At 33.9% G+C, this 16,619-nt stretch carries 15 protein-coding genes; 8 read left to right on the top strand and 7 right to left on the bottom strand.

Going from position 1 to position 16,619, the window contains the following annotated elements:
• Nucleotides 1-22: 22 nt before the first annotated feature.
• Nucleotides 23-613, bottom strand: coding sequence for a guanylate kinase (gmk, locus tag AB8B52_RS06695; protein ID WP_406026458.1), 591 nt, complete (start codon nt 611-613; stop codon nt 23-25).
• A gap of 122 nt (nt 614-735) precedes the next feature.
• Nucleotides 736-1,596, bottom strand: coding sequence for a YicC/YloC family endoribonuclease (locus AB8B52_RS06690; protein WP_406026456.1), 861 nt, complete (start codon nt 1,594-1,596; stop codon nt 736-738).
• 134 nt (nt 1,597-1,730) lie between these two features.
• Here AB8B52_RS06690 and AB8B52_RS06685 point away from each other — a divergent pair, with 134 nt between their 5' ends.
• Nucleotides 1,731-2,210 (top strand): acyl-CoA thioesterase, encoded by a 480-nt coding sequence (locus tag AB8B52_RS06685; protein WP_406026455.1) that lies wholly within the window; start codon nt 1,731-1,733, stop codon nt 2,208-2,210.
• 50 nt (nt 2,211-2,260) lie between these two features.
• On the opposite strand, the gene AB8B52_RS06680 is transcribed toward AB8B52_RS06685, so the two are convergent.
• The 3 genes from AB8B52_RS06680 to AB8B52_RS06670 are packed head-to-tail and all read right to left on the bottom strand — an operon-like array spanning nt 2,261 to nt 4,635.
• A complete protein-coding gene (locus AB8B52_RS06680; protein ID WP_406026453.1) occupies nt 2,261-3,394 on the bottom strand; it encodes a hypothetical protein in 1,134 nt (377 codons plus the stop codon).
• Nucleotide 3,395: 1 nt separating this feature from the next.
• Nucleotides 3,396-4,289: a DMT family transporter gene (locus AB8B52_RS06675; protein WP_406026451.1), complete on the bottom strand. Its 894-nt coding sequence runs from the start codon at nt 4,287-4,289 to the stop codon at nt 3,396-3,398.
• Nucleotides 4,279-4,635: an arsenate reductase family protein gene (locus tag AB8B52_RS06670; protein ID WP_406026449.1), complete on the bottom strand. Its 357-nt coding sequence runs from the start codon at nt 4,633-4,635 to the stop codon at nt 4,279-4,281. The genes AB8B52_RS06675 and AB8B52_RS06670 overlap by 11 nt, the downstream gene beginning before the upstream one ends.
• Before the next feature lie 129 nt (nt 4,636-4,764).
• Here AB8B52_RS06670 and AB8B52_RS06665 point away from each other — a divergent pair, with 129 nt between their 5' ends.
• Together AB8B52_RS06665 and AB8B52_RS06660 are read left to right on the top strand one after the other, a co-directional pair.
• A complete protein-coding gene (locus AB8B52_RS06665; protein ID WP_406026447.1) occupies nt 4,765-5,220 on the top strand; it encodes a DinB family protein in 456 nt (151 codons plus the stop codon).
• Nucleotides 5,221-5,224: 4 nt separating this feature from the next.
• Nucleotides 5,225-6,475 carry a cation:proton antiporter gene (locus AB8B52_RS06660; protein ID WP_406026446.1) on the top strand — a complete coding sequence of 417 codons (1,251 nt, stop codon included), beginning with the start codon at nt 5,225-5,227 and terminating at the stop codon, nt 6,473-6,475.
• Here the strand turns inward: AB8B52_RS06660 and AB8B52_RS06655 are convergent.
• On the bottom strand, nt 6,472-7,191 hold the full coding sequence (locus AB8B52_RS06655) for a DUF3298 domain-containing protein (RefSeq protein ID WP_406026444.1): 720 nt from the start codon (nt 7,189-7,191) through the stop codon (nt 6,472-6,474). The genes AB8B52_RS06660 and AB8B52_RS06655 overlap by 4 nt on opposite strands.
• 100 nt (nt 7,192-7,291) lie before the next feature.
• Between AB8B52_RS06655 and AB8B52_RS06650 the strand changes: the two genes are divergently transcribed.
• Nucleotides 7,292-8,431 carry a cystathionine gamma-synthase gene (locus AB8B52_RS06650; RefSeq protein ID WP_406026442.1) on the top strand — a complete coding sequence of 380 codons (1,140 nt, stop codon included), beginning with the start codon at nt 7,292-7,294 and terminating at the stop codon, nt 8,429-8,431.
• A gap of 44 nt (nt 8,432-8,475) precedes the next feature.
• Here AB8B52_RS06650 and AB8B52_RS06645 read toward each other — a convergent pair whose 3' ends face one another.
• Nucleotides 8,476-9,264 carry a THC0290_0291 family protein gene (locus tag AB8B52_RS06645; RefSeq protein WP_406026440.1) on the bottom strand — a complete coding sequence of 263 codons (789 nt, stop codon included), beginning with the start codon at nt 9,262-9,264 and terminating at the stop codon, nt 8,476-8,478.
• Nucleotides 9,265-9,570: 306 nt separating this feature from the next.
• On the opposite strand from AB8B52_RS06645, the gene gdhA reads away from it, so the two are divergent.
• The 4 genes from gdhA (at nt 9,571) to AB8B52_RS06625 (ending at nt 16,601) form a co-directional block, all read left to right on the top strand.
• Nucleotides 9,571-10,914 carry an NADP-specific glutamate dehydrogenase gene (gene gdhA, locus AB8B52_RS06640; RefSeq protein WP_406026439.1) on the top strand — a complete coding sequence of 448 codons (1,344 nt, stop codon included), beginning with the start codon at nt 9,571-9,573 and terminating at the stop codon, nt 10,912-10,914.
• A gap of 65 nt (nt 10,915-10,979) precedes the next feature.
• Complete coding sequence (locus AB8B52_RS06635; RefSeq protein ID WP_406026437.1) at nt 10,980-13,421, top strand: two-component regulator propeller domain-containing protein; 2,442 nt, start codon at nt 10,980-10,982, stop codon at nt 13,419-13,421.
• Nucleotides 13,422-13,425: 4 nt separating this feature from the next.
• Complete coding sequence (recO, locus tag AB8B52_RS06630) at nt 13,426-14,145, top strand: DNA repair protein RecO (protein WP_406026435.1); 720 nt, start codon at nt 13,426-13,428, stop codon at nt 14,143-14,145.
• A gap of 20 nt (nt 14,146-14,165) precedes the next feature.
• Nucleotides 14,166-16,601 (top strand): TonB-dependent receptor plug domain-containing protein, encoded by a 2,436-nt coding sequence (locus tag AB8B52_RS06625; RefSeq protein WP_406026433.1) that lies wholly within the window; start codon nt 14,166-14,168, stop codon nt 16,599-16,601.
• Nucleotides 16,602-16,619: the final 18 nt, after the last annotated feature.

The following is a 16,619-nucleotide window of genomic DNA, read 5'->3' as shown; positions in this document are numbered from 1 at the left end:
TATGCTGAATTTATTTCAGTATCTATTCTTTTATAAAACCAGACACCAAATCATAAGCATCTTTCAAGGCCACATCTAAATCAGAATTAACCACAATATGGTCAAAAAGCGGAGCGGTTGCTAATTCTGCAGGCGCTTTTGCCACACGCATACTTATTTTGTCTTCGCTTTCTTCACCTCTGTCTTTTAAGCGTCTTACGAGTTCATTTAAATCTGGTGGTTTTACAAAAATGGAAATGGTTTGCTCTGGGAATTTACGTTTTATACGCAAACCGCCAGACACATCAATATCAAAAATAACATGTTTGCCTTTTGCCCAAATACGTTCAATTTCTGTTTTTAAGGTGCCATAAAAATTATCTCTATACACTTCTTCCCATTCTAAAAAAGCATCATTTTTTATGTTGTTTTTAAATTCTTGAAGCGAGAGGTAGTAATAATCTTTGCCATGAACTTCGTTTCCTCGTTTTTCGCGAGACGTTGCCGAAATAGAAAACTCTAAATTGAGTTCTGGCTGATTTAATAAATGACGAACAATCGTTGTTTTTCCTGAACCAGATGGTGCTGAAAATACAATCAGCTTGCCTTGTTTTTCGTTTTTAATTTCTGACAAATCTTTTACTTTAAATTATTGAGCAAATAAGTTATTGAGTTACTTAGTTATTACAGATGTCATCTGTCTTGCGTCATCGGTTACTTTTTTACTAAAAACTGCGACTGAAAACTGCTCACTCATTACAGTACATTCAACAACTGTTCTTTAATCTTTTCAAGTTCATCTTTCATCTGAACCACTAATTTCTGCATAGGTGCATAATTAGATTTTGAACCAATGGTATTGATTTCGCGTCCAATTTCTTGAGAAATAAAACCAAGCTTTTTACCATTAGACTCATCAGAATTTAAAGTGCTTGTAAAATAATCTAAGTGGTTATCTAGTCGCACTTTTTCTTCGGTGATATCAAACTTTTCGATGTAATAAACCAATTCTTGTTCAAAACGGTTTTCATCTACTTTTTCCTTAAGATCAGCGATGCCTTTTTCTAATCGTGCTCTTACGCCTTCAATGCGTTCTGGATCCATAGCAATCACCTCGTTAAGTAAGCGTCTTAAGGTGGCAATTCTATCTATAAAATCTTGTTTTAATGTGGCACCTTCATCTTTACGCGATATCACTATTTTAGAAATAGCTTCATTAATTTCAGCACTGATAAGCGTCCATTCGTCTTCATCAATATCATCACGTTCTGTAGTGATAGCATCTGGCATGCGAATGGCCATTTTTAAATATTCGGTATCATCACCTGTATTAATAACGTCTTTAAGTTGTTTTATATATTCGTTAACAACCGTTTTGTTGATTTTAGAGCTGGTGTCTTCGCCTGTAATTTCAACAAAAAGTGAAAAATCCACTTTGCCTCTTACCAAGTGCTTGGCTAATAGTTTTCTAATGCCCAACTCTTTTGCACGATACATGGATGGCATACGCGCGTTGAGGTCTAAACTTTTACTATTAAGAGATTTTAATTCTATAGAGATTTTTTTTGTTGGGAGCTGAAGAACAGATTTCCCATAACCTGTCATGGATTGTATCATTAATATGATGCTTTTTTAGTTGCGCAAAGATACAAAATTGAATGGTTTTATACTTGGATTAAATTCTTGTAAAAGGATTGAGTTGAGCGGTAAGACTTTTATAACTTTGCGATCTTAATTTGATAAGTTCTAGTATGTACAAAAAACAGTTTGAAATCCGTTGGAGCGATTTAGATGCAAATGGTCATTTAGCCAACTCTGCTTATACCAATTTTATGAGTCATACCAGAATGGCGTTCTTTCTGGAATTTGGATTTTCTATGCCTGAAATGAAAAAGGAAAATGTAGGACCTGTGGTATTTTATGAGCACATGTACTATTTTAAAGAATCCTTTATCGGAGCACCAATTACGGTAACGATGGAAGTTTCGGGTTTAAGTGATGATGGCATGTTGTTTATGTTCGAACATAATTTTTATAATCATAAAGGCGAAAATTTAGCCTATTGCGAAATGCAAGGTGGTTGGATCGATTTAAAAGCCAGAAAATTAACAGGTCTGTCTGAAGCCTTATTAGAATTGGCGCACAAATTTCCGAAGTCTGAAAACTTTAAGGTATTAACTAAGGAAGATACTCGTAAGCATGGCGTGAAGCCGAAACCTATGAGTTTATAGTAGAGAGACCTTTCAGGCTTTTAAAACCTGAAAGGTCTGAAAAGCCATTTCTACTTAAAAACTGAATGCTGTCGAAAAGACTTTATCTGCACATTCTTTATAAATGGTTTTAATATCTGATTAGGTAAATACCGTTTATGCTTGCAGTAGCAAGTCAGTGCTTTTGGTTCTGCACCAAGCGTACTTTTAATTTCAGAAGCCGTTCTACCTAAATTGATTTGGCTCGATTTTGTTTCAATACCAAGACGTACATAATCGTTTAAAATTCTTGGATAGATGGCAAATTCTTTATTTTGAGAATAATCAATACCAATAAAATGAGCATCGAGATGTGTGCCGTTTTGCATGGCTGAAAGAAAACCAACCAATTTTTCATTCAAAAAATAACCCTTTACAATAAATTTTTCATTGAACGCTTTTTTAAGATGAATGTAAGTATCCAAATTTAAAATTTGGGCGTTAAAATCAGCATTATCAATCGTGTTTTGATAAAGCTCTTGAAGCTCATTTTTATGTGTTTTAATAGCTTCTTCGGTAAAGAACTTTGCTTCTAATGTTTCACTTTTAGAATCTGCTTTGTTCGCCTTTACGCGATATTTCGATTTTAAAGCATTTTTATAATCATCAAAAGATTGCCACTCTGGTTTCAGTGTAATTATCATATTCGGTTCAACTTGCATAGCTGCATAATCGAATGCCTTTAACTGATTAGTGATGGGAAGCGATGCGTTTTCAAAATCTTTTACAAAAATGGTGTTGAGCCTTTTGGTGACTTTAGATACTTGTTTTACACCTTCTGCAATGGCTTTAAAGGTGTCAATTTTATGTTCACCCTCCTTCAAGAATGTGCCATATTCACCACTCAAAAAGACGTTACCACAAAACAACACACGAATCTGATTATTACAAAACAGACGATCCACTATACGTCTCATCTTATCAGACATTTTAATGTTTTTGGTAATGGTTTCTACACCAATCGTTACAATTTGTGTATTGGCAAAGGCGACGGCTTCTTTCGCTTTTAATATAAAGATGTAGTTAAAATTAATAGCTGTATTGGCAACTTCAAAAGCTTTTAAAAACTCAGGTGAGTAGTATATATTAGTGCAACAATTTAGGCTATCCCAATACTTTTTCGGAATGGCATCAACGGTTGTAAAAACTTCAGATTTTAAATGCAAATTAGGTTGTTTTTTTAGGTTTTTTAGTAACGATATAGACTCCTATAAATATCAAAAGCATCGCGCCAATTTTAACAGCGTCTATAAAATCAACTCCCATAGCAAGGGCAAAAAGTCCTGCTATAACAGGTTGCAGGTAAATAAAGATACCAACAGTAGAAGCTTTTAGTCTGCTAAGTGCTAAGGGATTTAGCAAATAGGTGCCAAAAGTGGCACCAACCACAACAAATACTACTGAAAAGGAAATGTAAGGTGAAAAGGTTTGCCATTGTACAGCGTCTAGTTCGTTATAACCAAAGGGAATTAGAATAATTAATCCGAATAAAAACAACCATTTTATAAACGTAAACGGATGGTATTTTGTGGTTAACTTTTTAATTAATATCACATAGATACTATAAGAAATGGCATTTAAAAATATAAGGATATTGCCTAAAGGCACGTTGTCTCCGGCTCTTCCAGATTTACCGTAAAGTGTCAACACTAAAGCGCCAATTAAACCTATGGCCACACCAATTATTTTGAGTTTAGTCACACTTTCTTTTAAGATCATAGACGATAGTACCAAGATGATAATCGGTACAATAGTCATAATAGATGCTGCGTGAATTGGTGAGGTATATTCTAATCCTTTCAGAAAGAATAACATATTAATAACCACACCAAAAAGTGCTGCAACAAAGAATTTGATATAATCCTTTCTATCAACTTTTTGCTTTGGTAAAACGAGGCTTACTAACCAGAATAACACAGTCGCACCTGCAACACGAAGTAACACAAAACCAAAGGGTTTAATGAAATTTTCATTCATAACCGTTTTGGCAAAGGTGTAATTAAGACCATATAAGAGCTGCACCATAAAAAGCGCAAAAATAGCAAGGCCTCTACTTTGCATGTATCGCTAATTTAGCAGCTTCTACCGTTTTCTTAGAATTACCTATAAAAATCTGATTGTTAAAACGTATAACTGGACGTTTTAGGAATGTATATTGTTCTAAAATGTGGTTTTTGTAATCCTCTTCTGAGAGCGATTTATCTTTTAAGCCCAATTCTTTATAAAGTCTTGCACGCTTGCTAAATAGATTTTCATAGCTGTCCGTAAGCTTTCTCATGTCTTCAATTTGAGCTTTGGTAATAGCGTCTGCTTTAATATCTTGAAGTATAAATGTTTCTGGTAAGTTGAGTTCGGCTATAATTCTAGTACAGGTATTGCAACTACTTAAATAGTATATTTTGTTCATGTTATGCTGAATTTATTTCAGGATCCATTTGCTACTAAAAACGGAAACTTTAATTTTATATAATTTTGAGATTACAAAGTAACCGTAATTAATGTGAATTTTAGTTACATTTAAAAAAAATATCATCTTATGGATTGGTCGTTTGACATTGCTATCAAAAACAGAACATTACTAAAAAATTTCATTGAAAGCCATACTTTAGAAGAATTGAATAAAGTACCAGACGGTTTCAATAATAATATTATTTGGAATATTGCGCATACCATTGTAACACAGCAATTGTTGGTCTATAAATTATCAGGATTGCCCATGCTTATTTCTGAAGATATGGTGGATACCTTTAAAAAAGGTACGAAAACAGAAGGTGATTTATCGCAAGCCGAAGTGGATATGATTAAAGGTTTATTGTTTTCGCCAATAGAAAAAACGAAGGAAGATTACGATAATAAAGTGTTTCAAACCTATAACCAATATACGGTAACCACAAAAAGTATCTTAAGTAATGTCGAAGAAGCTATTGAGTTTAATAATTTTCATGAGGGCATTCATTTAGGTTATATTTTAGCACTCAGAAAATCACTATAATTTTATGGATTACTATTCAATTGCCACCATTCTAATTGTACTTTCTGCACTATTTGGTTATATCAATGTGCGGTTTTTAAAATTACCTATTACCATAGGTTTAATGATTATTACCATTGTTTTTACAGTGATTTTGGTCGCTATAGCACAGTTCGATGATACGTTGTTAATACAAGAACGAAAATTTATTGAAATGATAGATTTTGAAACCGTCTTGTTAGATATTATGTTGAGTTTTCTCTTATTTGCAGGTGCTTTGCATACTAATTTTAATCAACTCAAAGTACAGCGTTGGCCTATTTTGGCGTTTGCAACTTTAGGTGTTTTGGTATCTACTTTTTTAGTGGGAATAGTTATGTTTTACCTCTTACAACTTATGAGTTTAGAGGTTGATTTTATCTACTGTTTATTATTTGGAGCACTTATCTCGCCAACTGACCCTATTGCAGTTTTAGGTATTTTGAAAAAAGCTGGAGCTCCTAAAAAATTGGAAACTAAAATTGTTGGTGAATCCTTATTTAACGATGGAGTCGGAGTTGTGGTGTTTTTAACCATTTTCGCCATTGCTGCAAAGCCAGATGCAGCCATTGAATTTTCGGATATTGCGACTTTATTTGGACAAGAAGTTTTTGGTGGAATCCTTTTAGGTCTTTTATTAGGATGGATCACTTACCGCTTAATGAAATCTATAGATAATTATGAAATAGAAGTGATTTTAACCCTTGCAACGGTAATGGGTGGTACGATGTTGGCACATCAATTTCATTTATCTGCTCCTTTGGCTATGGTCACTGCTGGACTTATTGTTGGTAATGATACCGTTAGAGATTCCGCCATGTCTGAAACCACAGAACTCTATGTAGATAAATTCTGGGAACTCATAGACGTCTTATTAAACACCATTTTGTTTGTAATGATTGGTATGGAAATGTTAGTCTTGACCTTAGATGGTAAGTTTATTTACGCTGGTTTATTGGCTATCCCAATTATATTAATGTGTCGTTACGTGTCACTATGGCTGCCTATTAAGTTTTTCGAAAAACGATTAGACTTTGTGCCAAAGACCAATTTAATTATGACTTGGGGCGGATTGCGAGGTGGTATTTCTATTGCTTTAGCATTGAGTCTTACTGCAGAAATGCATAGAGAGCTTTTTTTGGTAATTACCTATGTCGTTGTTGTAGTCTCTATTGTTGGTCAAGGTTTAACCGTTGGACCCATTATACAACGATTAACAAGAGGAGTCAAAGGTTAACGGACTTTTAAAAAGGATTCGACTTCGTCAAACGGAATCATAAATTCGGTATAGCCTAAATCGTAAGATGCGACTTCATACACATTGTAAAGAAGAATTAAACCTTCTTCACTAAAACCTATGTTTTCTGGTAGTTGAAATGGTTTTCCAAAGAAAAAGTTATCGATAGTACTATTGTTTTTATCCTTTTCTAAGGAGGCCATAAACTGTGCTTCAGCTAATTTGGTGAAGCCAGAAATGTCATTAATCATAGCATCAACCGTTAAAATATTTCCGTTAGTTGCATCAAGATTTAAAAGTTTTATTTTATCGTTGCCATGGGCTCCACCTTTAAATTCATAAGTACTAATAGCAATGGTTATGACGGTTTCAGATTGATAGGTTAATTCGGTTTCAATATGAAGTTCCCAAGCAGGTTCTGTTACTTCCGAAAAATCCTTTTTAAAACTCAAATATTCGTCGTTAAAAGCCTTTAAGACTTCTTCTAGATTTTGTTGGCTTTCAGACGTATTTAAGGTTTCAATAATGGCTGTTTCCACATTCTTATTAATGGTTGTGCTAAGTATGCTATTTCCTGTAGCTTTGCTGTAAACGGCAGAAACATCAGCTTTAAAAGGGCTTTCTATTGCTATGGTTTCAAATTCTGCAGGTTTCAATTCAGATGTGCACGAATGTAGAAAAAGAGCTATGATAAAAAAGGCTAGAAAGTGTTTCAAAATTACAGGGCTTATGTTAAACAATGACTAAAGGTATTATTTAGATTTGAATAGAACGAACTATCGGTTAAATTTGTTGTGATTCCAAAGACATCATCAAATGAAATTCAACACAAAAACAATACATGGTGGTCAAAAGCCAGATAAAGCTTACGGAGCTGTAATGCCTCCTGTTTATCAGACATCAACCTATGCGCAATCTACACCAGGTGGTCATAAAGGTTATGAATATTCACGATCTGGCAATCCAACGCGCCATGCACTTGAAGCGTCTTTAGCGAGTATTGAAAATGGAAATTACGGTTTGGCCTTTGCTTCTGGTTTAGCAGCTATCGATGCTATTTTGAAGTTATTAAAACCAGGTGATGAGGTTATTTCTACAAGTGATTTATATGGTGGTACCTATCGTCTGTTTACGAAAATATTTGAAAATTTTGGTATCAAGTTTCATTTTATAGGAATGGAAAATGCTACAGCTATTGAAGCTTACATTAACAGTCATACAAAGTTAATTTGGGTAGAAACTCCAACCAACCCAATGATGAATATCATTGATATCGTTACCACGGCTCAAATTGCGAAAAAGCACAATATTTTGTTAGCCGTAGATAACACCTTTGCCACACCATACTTGCAGCAGCCTTTAGATTTGGGTGCAGATATTGTAATGCATTCGGTAACGAAATATCTTGGTGGTCATAGTGATTTAATAATGGGAGCGGTAGTGGTAAAAGACAAAGATTTGGCAGAGCGCTTGTATTTTATTCAGAATGCTAGTGGAGCAATTTGTGGTCCTCACGATGCTTTTTTAGCATTGAGAGGTATCAAAACGTTGCACATTCGTATGCAGCGTCATTGCGAAAATGGAAAAGCGGTAGCCGAATATTTAGCGCGTCATCCAAAAATTGAAAATGTGTATTGGCCAGGTTTAAAAAATCATCCCAATCATGCTATTGCAGCAGCTCAGATGTCAGGTTTTGGTGGTATGGTATCTTTTACTACAAAAAGTAATAGTTATGAAGAGGCTATAAAAATTCTTGAAAATTTGAAAGTTTTCACACTAGCAGAATCTCTTGGTGGAGTAGAGTCTTTAGCTGGTCATCCAGTAAGTATGACGCATGCCAGTATTCCAAAAGAGGAACGTGAAAAACTTGGTATTGTAGATTCGTTAATTAGGTTGAGTGTCGGCATAGAAGATGAATCGGATTTAATTGCCGATTTAAAACAAGCGATAGGATAGTGTAATACGCTCCGCGACTTGCGCTGTGTTGTAACAATAACAAGTTAGTCGAAATAATAAATGTAGCCAAAGTTTAACCATAAGAGCCAATCATTGTTTTTGTTAGATTCTAATTGGTGGTCTAAACCATCAATGTTGTCGTTAAAAAAACCTTGAAATCTTAGATCAATCATTAAATCAGAAAGTACAGAAAGCTTGTACCTTGCTCCTACACTACTTACCACAGACCAAGCATTTCCACTTTTAGGATTTATAGATCCAGGCTCCCAAAAGGAATAAAAGTTATTAGGATTTCTAACATTTCCATCACCGAAAGTGGTGCTTGCACTAGAATTAAAGGAGACATATTGTATACCACCACTTAAAAATGGTGTAAGGCGAAATTCTTGTTGCGAAAAGCCTTTTATACTTAACGGAAAATACTCTAATTGTACGCCCAAGTTCCAGTTTTGAGATTCACCAGAATGTGCTCTTAATTTATCAGCATTAAGACTTGTTCTTTCCGGATCTACCCATTTTCCATAGTGCTGAAGATTAGATTTGTTCCAAGAAATTTCTGCTCTTACTTTAAAATGATCCGTAAAATAATTGTTTCTAGAGTTATAATAGTAGGTCGTTAGGTAATCAAAATTCATATAGTAAACGAGCCCTATACCAACACCTAAATTGTTAATGTTAGATTCAAAATCACCACGCTCACCATAGTCAGATCTAAAAACGACAGGACCAGCAATGATGCCTACCTCGTGAGAAAAGGCTAATTGTGAATAACTCAATTGAATTGAGAATAACAAAGCGATTGCTATAATTAGTTTTTTAATATCTGATATCATTATTCAGTTTGAAGTTGAAACACCTAAGCGCACAAATATATAAAAACTCGACGAACCACCAAATAAAACAGATAAAATGCGCATTTTTATTATAAATTAGAGGAAAGGCTTAAACTTGATTTTTAAAAATTAAATCGAAATAAATAAAAATTAAACGCTTATTTTTGTGAATAAATTATATTTAGTCCCAATATATTATAAATTTTTAATTTTATTTGAAATAAAATCTTTTTTGTGTAATCATAGGTGAACCAAAATAGTACTTTATGAATCAATTAACGCTTAAAAATACTAAATCATAAATAAATGAAAGATAAAATTGAAGAATTTTTAAAACTTGTAGAAACAAGAAACGGTCATGAGCCAGAATTTTTACAAGCCGTTAGAGAAGTAGCTGAAACGGTTATTCCTTACATAGCAAAACACGACATCTATCATGGTAAAAATATTCTTTTGAGAATGGTTGAACCAGAACGATTGATTTCATTTAGAGTGAGTTGGGTAGATGATGCCGGAGAAATACAGGTCAATAGAGGTTATAGAATTCAAATGAATTCTGCAATCGGTCCTTACAAAGGTGGTTTACGTTTTCACCCTACTGTTAATGCTAGTATTTTAAAGTTTTTAGCTTTTGAACAAGTCTTTAAAAACTCTTTAACAACACTGCCAATGGGTGGTGGTAAAGGAGGGTCCGATTTTGATCCTAAAGGAAAGTCAGATAATGAAATTATGCGTTTCTGTCATGCATTTATGACGGAGTTATTTAGACATATTGGTCATAATACAGATGTTCCTGCTGGAGATATTGGTGTCGGTGCAAGAGAGATTGGATTCATGTTCGGTATGTATAAAAAGTTGAAGAATACATTTACTGGTGTGTTAACAGGTAAAGGTGCTTCTTGGGGAGGTTCATTAATTAGACCAGAAGCAACAGGTTATGGTACCGTTTACTTTGCTGATAATATGCTAAAAAGAAAAAACGATTCTTTTAAAGGTAAAAAAGTGGTAATCTCTGGGTCTGGAAACGTAGCACAATTTGCTGCTGAAAAAGCCATAGAGTTGGGTGCTACAGTCTTAACCTTATCCGATTCTGGTGGATTTATTCATGATGAAGACGGTATTTCTGAAGAGAAATTGAAACACGTCATGCATTTAAAAAATGAAAAGCGTGCTAGAATTAGTGAATACCTAGAAAAATATCCAAATGCTAAATATGTTGAAGGAGAAAGACCTTGGTCTGTAAAATGTGATATCGCCTTACCATGTGCAACTCAAAATGAATTAAATGGTAAAGAAGCAAAGCAACTTATAGATAATGGTTGTATGTGTATATCAGAAGGTGCAAACATGCCTTCAACACCAGATGCTGTTCACGAATTTCAAAAAGCTAAAATTTTATTTGCACCAGGTAAAGCCTCAAATGCAGGTGGAGTGGCAACCTCAGGTTTAGAAATGAGCCAGAATTCTTTGCGTTTAAGTTGGACACGAAAAGAAGTTGATGAAAAGTTAAAAGATATCATGGAAGATATTCACGACTCTTGCGTAGAATATGGTGAAAATGAAGATGGTTCTATAGATTATATCAAAGGAGCAAATATTGCTGGTTTTGTAAAAGTAGCAGATGCTATGTTGGCACAAGGAGTCATATAGTCACTGCGGTAATTATAATTAAAGCTTCTATGTTTTTCATAGAGGCTTTTTTTATGACATAATATATGAATCCTATTAAATTATCGTTACTATTAAATATCTTTGACCAAATGAAGTCTCTAATGCGCCACACTATTTTTAAAATCTATATCCTAGTATTCGGATTCACAAATCTGTGCTTTGGTCAAGATTTTTCGGCATTGTGGCAAGCACATTATTCCTATAATGATATTGTTGATGTTGTCAGTGGTGAAGATAAGATATATGCGGCCGCTCAAAATGCGGTGTTTGAATATAATACATTAACTAATGAGTTAAAGACCATTACAACAGTTGAAGGTCTTTCCGGCCAACAAATTACTACCATCTATTATAGTGAAATATACCAATCTTTACTCATTGGTTACGAAACAGGTTTAATTGAGATTTATTCTGAATTAGAAGATGAGGTGTTAACCATCGTTGATATTTTAGACAAACAAAATATTACTCCAGTAAATAAAGGTATTAATCACTTTTTTGAAAATGAAGGGCTGATTTATATCTCTACAAATTTTGGTATTGCGATATACGATTTAGAGCGCCTAGAGTTTGATGACACTTATTTTTTAGGAAATGGTGGTGATCAGATTTCTGTAAAACAAGTGTCTATTTTGAATAATGAAATTTATGTGGCTTGCTTAAATAATAATGGGATTAAAAAAGCGGATTTAAGCAACCCTAACCTTATCGATTTTCAACAGTGGCAAACCTTAATCATTGGAGATTATCATACCATGAATACCATTAACAATAAGGTTTATGCCGTTAGAAGTAACAGAGTGCTTTATGAGATAGATGGATTGTCTTTAAATACTGTGTTAACATTTCCAACATTACCTTTAGATGCTGATACGGCAGAATCTGGTCTTGTGTATGCCACTACAAATAGAATTTTTGTGTATGATGAAAATATACAACTCATTAATAGCTATCAACCTACAACAAATTTCGATACCACTTTTACCTCTGCAATTGTTCTAGATGAATCTGTTTACATTGGTACCAATACGCTAGGTATATTACAAGCGTCATTATCTAACACTACTAATTATACCGAGATTAAACCTAATGGCCCACTGTTTAACGAAACGTTTAGACTTAATGCAGAGACCAATGCTGTTTGGACGAGTTTTGGAGATTACACAGAAGCTTTTGTACCGTCCCCATTCCGATCTAGAGGTCTAAGTTATTTTAGAAATGAGATTTGGGAAAATATTCCATATGATGATGTTTTTTCTGCTAAAAACCTCAATACTATTTCAGTAAATCCTTTCAATTTTAATCAAGTTTTTGTGAGTTCATTTCAAAACGGACTCTTAGAATTAAATGATTTTGAGCCTACAATTTTATACAATGAAAACAATAGTGATTTAGAATCTTTAGTATTACCAGGATCACCTAATTTTAACAGTATTAGAGTATCTGCAACAACCTTTGATAGAAACGGACTTTTATGGACCTTAACGGGAGTTTTATTTGAGCCTTTAAAATCATACGACCCAAGTACAGGGAACTGGAGGAGCTATGATTTTTCGAGTATTATTGAAGATGCCATTAATGATGAACTGGGTTATTTCGATATCGATATTGATAACAGCGGTACTAAATGGATTGGAGGCTACTCTAACGGATTGTATGCTTTTAACGAAGCTGTAGCAAATAATCCGCTTCGAAATATTAAAAATGAAGATCAGAATTTACCAATTCCTAGAGTAACGTCTTTAGCTGTAGATAACAGAAATCAACTTTGGGTAGGTACATTTTCAGGACTTAGAGTACTTTTTAACACGTCGGGATTTTACGAGGATACTAATCCAACATTAAGTTCCATTATAATTTTAGAGGATGGCATTCCTAAAGAGCTTTTAGAAGGACAAACCATCACAGATATTGAAGTTGATGGGTCTAATAACAAATGGGTTGGTACTGTAGATTCAGGTGTTTTTTATTTCTCGCCAGACGGACAAAATACCATATATCATTTCACAAGTGATAATTCACCATTACCATCAGATGCCATAAATGATATTTCCGTAGATCCTAATAATGGTATTGTGTACATCGCTACAATAAAAGGCTTATTGTCATTTAAGGCTGGTGGTTCTAGTCCAGAAGATAGTTTAGAAGGAGCATTCGCCTATCCAAATCCGGTACGTCCAGAATATAACATCCTTGGCTTTAATGATCTTAACGATATCAATAAAGGTGTAAAAATAAGTGGTCTCACGGAACGTGTTAATATTAAGATTACTGATATTGAAGGTAACCTTGTTGCAGAGGCACAATCTAATGTTAATTTAAGATCCTCTAGTGCAAATTATAATTTTGCTATCGATGGTGGTACAGCCATTTGGAATGGTAAAAACCTTTCTAACAATGTTGTTAGAACTGGTGTGTATTTGGTAATGATTTCAGATTTAGATTCATTTGAAACCAAAGTTTTAAAAGTTTTAATCGTAAGATAAACACATGCTTTCAAAAAACAATAGTATTGTGCTTTCAAAGTTAAAATACAGAGATCACGATCTTATTGTGAAATGCTACACACAACAACGAGGTGTAGTGACTTATATGTTAAGAGGTGTTTTAAAATCTAAAAAAGGATTATCTAAAACCGTCTATTATCAAGCATTATCTCAGCTTCAAATTGAAGAGAATTATAAACCGAACCAATCACTTCACTTTATAAAAGAAGTAAAGTTCAGTTATATTTATAAAAGTCTGCATACCAATATTTATAAAGGAGCCATCGTTTTATTTTTATCAGAAATACTTTCAAATGTTTTAAAAGAAGAGGAAAAAAATGAAGATCTATTCCATTTTATTTCAGCAGCACTGCAGTATCTAGATAACGAAGATCAATTTTCTAATTTTCATTTGTTATTTCTTTTAAAATTGACGCGCTATTTAGGATTTCAGCCAGAAAGTGTCAATACTGATTATGCTTATTTTAATTTGGAATCAGGAATTTTTGAAACTTCAAATCATGGTATTTACTCCATTTCAGGCGAAAATTTAAAACTCCTAAAATATTTGTTAGGCATAAATTTTGATGCCTTAGAAAGCATTACTATTAGTGGAAAACAAAGACAAGAGTTTTTAAATCTATTGTTGTATTATTTTGAATTACATTTGGGCAGTTTTAAAAAGCCTAAATCTTTACAAGTACTTAATGAGGTGTTTCATTAAGATATGTTTCAATTTTTTTAATGATAATGAGTTTGCGACGGCATTACAATATTGTATGTAGTATTTGTGTATTCCTTTTTCTTCAATTAGTCAATGGGCAAACCATCACTGTTTTAGAAGAAGGCACTAATATGGCTATTCCAGGAGTTGCTTTATATAATCTTAAAAAAAGTAAAACCTTGGTTACAGATATTAATGGCCAAGTGTCGTTATCTAGTTTCAACACGAACGAATTGATATTTTTCAAGGATTTTTTATACGAAAAACGACAACTTACAAAATCTGAAATCATTAAAAATAACGCCATTGTTTATCTCACATTAAAGGTGGAAGGTTTAAACCAAATTGTTATTTCAGCTTCAAAATTTGAACAGAACAAACGCGATATCCCACAAACCATTGTCAGTATTGATGCCAAAGAAATTGCCTTTGTAAATCCGCAAACGAGTGCCGATCTATTAGAAAATACAGGCAATATTTTTATTCAAAAAAGCCAAATGGGAGGTGGAAGCCCTATGATAAGAGGATTTTCAACCAATAGACTTTTAATTACCGTTGATGGTGTTAGAATGAATAATGCCATTTTTAGAGGTGGTAACCTTCAAAATGTTATTTCTATAGATCCTTTTGCTGTGCAGCATACCGAAGTTACACTTGGTGCAGGCTCTGTAGTTTATGGTAGTGATGCCATAGGAGGTGTGATGAGTTTTTACACTAAAAAACCACAGTTGTCTTATAAAGACGAATCGTTTGTTAGTGGTAGTGCCTTAACACGATTTGCAACCGCAAATAGCGAGAAAACCGGACACCTAGATATTAACCTAGGTTTTAAGAAATGGGCATTTTTAACCAGTGTGAGTTATACGGATTTTGATGATCTTAGAATGGGAAGCTATGGACCTACTGATTATTTAAGAACAGAATACGTGGTACGACAAAACAATGAAGATGTCATTGTAGCCAACCCAAATCCGCAAGTGCAGATCCCAACGGGTTACGATCAAATTAATTTAATGCAAAAGGTACGTTATGAACCTTCGGATGATATGCACTTTGATGTTGGCTTGTATTTTTCTACAACCTCAGATTATCCAAGATATGATCGATTATTAAGACCACAAGGTGAAACTTTAAGATCTGCAGAATGGAATTACGGACCACAACAATGGTTTATGGGCAATCTACAATTTACCAAATTAAGCAGTAGTTCTAATCTTTATGATAAATTACAAACCACTTTAGCTTATCAAAATTTTAAAGAAAGTAGAAGTGATCGTAATTTTCAATCTGTGTTGCGCGAAACAAGGTCAGAAAATGTGGATGCGCTATCTTTCAATTTAGATTTAGAAAAACGCTTCAATACCAAAACAACCCTATTTTATGGAGCAGAATATTTGTTTAACAGTGTAGGTTCTAAAGGCGAAGAACAAAATATTGAGACTAATATAGCTATACCAAACGTTACGCGTTATCCAGATGGTGCGACCTGGCAATCCATTGCAGCTTATACCAGTTTAAAGTATAAGCCAAATCCTAAATTTGTATTTCAAACAGGGTTACGTTACAATCAAGTGATTGCAAGGGCTGACTTTACAGAGAATAATGCATTTTTAAACTTACCCTTTAATAATGCAGAGGTTAATACAGGAGCTTTAACAGGTACTGCTGGTATTACATGGTCTCCAAGCGATTTAATACAATGGAAACTAAATGGTTCTACAGCGTTTAGAGCTCCAAATATTGATGATATAGGTAAGGTGTTCGATTCAGAACCTGGTGCAGTGGTAGTGCCAAATAAAGATTTAAAAGCAGAGTATGCTTATGGAGGTGAGCTAGGTTTAAAGTTGAATTTTAATGACAAGGTGGTTTTAGACTTAGCGACGTATTATACGTTTTTAGATAATGCTTTAATTCGAAGAAATTTTGAATCAAATGGTGAAACCGAAATTCTGTACGATGGCGAATTAAGCACTATACAAGCCATACAAAATGCATCTAAAGCTTGGATTTATGGTTTTGAGGTTGGAGTAGAAGTGAACCTAACCAAACAATTAAAGTTAAGATCACAATACAATATTGTTGGTGGCTCAGAAGATAATGAAGGTATTGAAGTCCCTATTAGGCATGTGGCTCCAAACTTTGGACGAACGCATTTGATTTGGAATACCAATAAATTCCGTTTTGATGCCTTCTTGGTTTATAACAATGAGTTATCATTTAATCAGTTAGCTCCATCCGAAATCTCTAAAGATTATTTGTATGCTTCAGATGAAAATGGGAATCCATTTTCACCGTCTTGGCAAACGTTTAATTTAAGAACGCAATATCAGTATAACGATAAACTGAGTTTAACGGCAAGTCTAGAAAATATTACAGATCAGCGTTACAGGCCTTATTCTTCGGGTATTGCAGCCGCAGGAAGAAACTTAATAATTGCTTTGAAGTATATACTATAAAAAAAGCCTCACAATAAC

This window comes from Winogradskyella sp., from assembly GCF_045105575.1.
In the GTDB taxonomy this organism is placed as follows: domain Bacteria; phylum Bacteroidota; class Bacteroidia; order Flavobacteriales; family Flavobacteriaceae; genus Winogradskyella.
The sequence above is the reverse complement of the archived record's forward strand: the minus strand, read 5'-3'. Positions and strand labels throughout refer to the sequence as shown.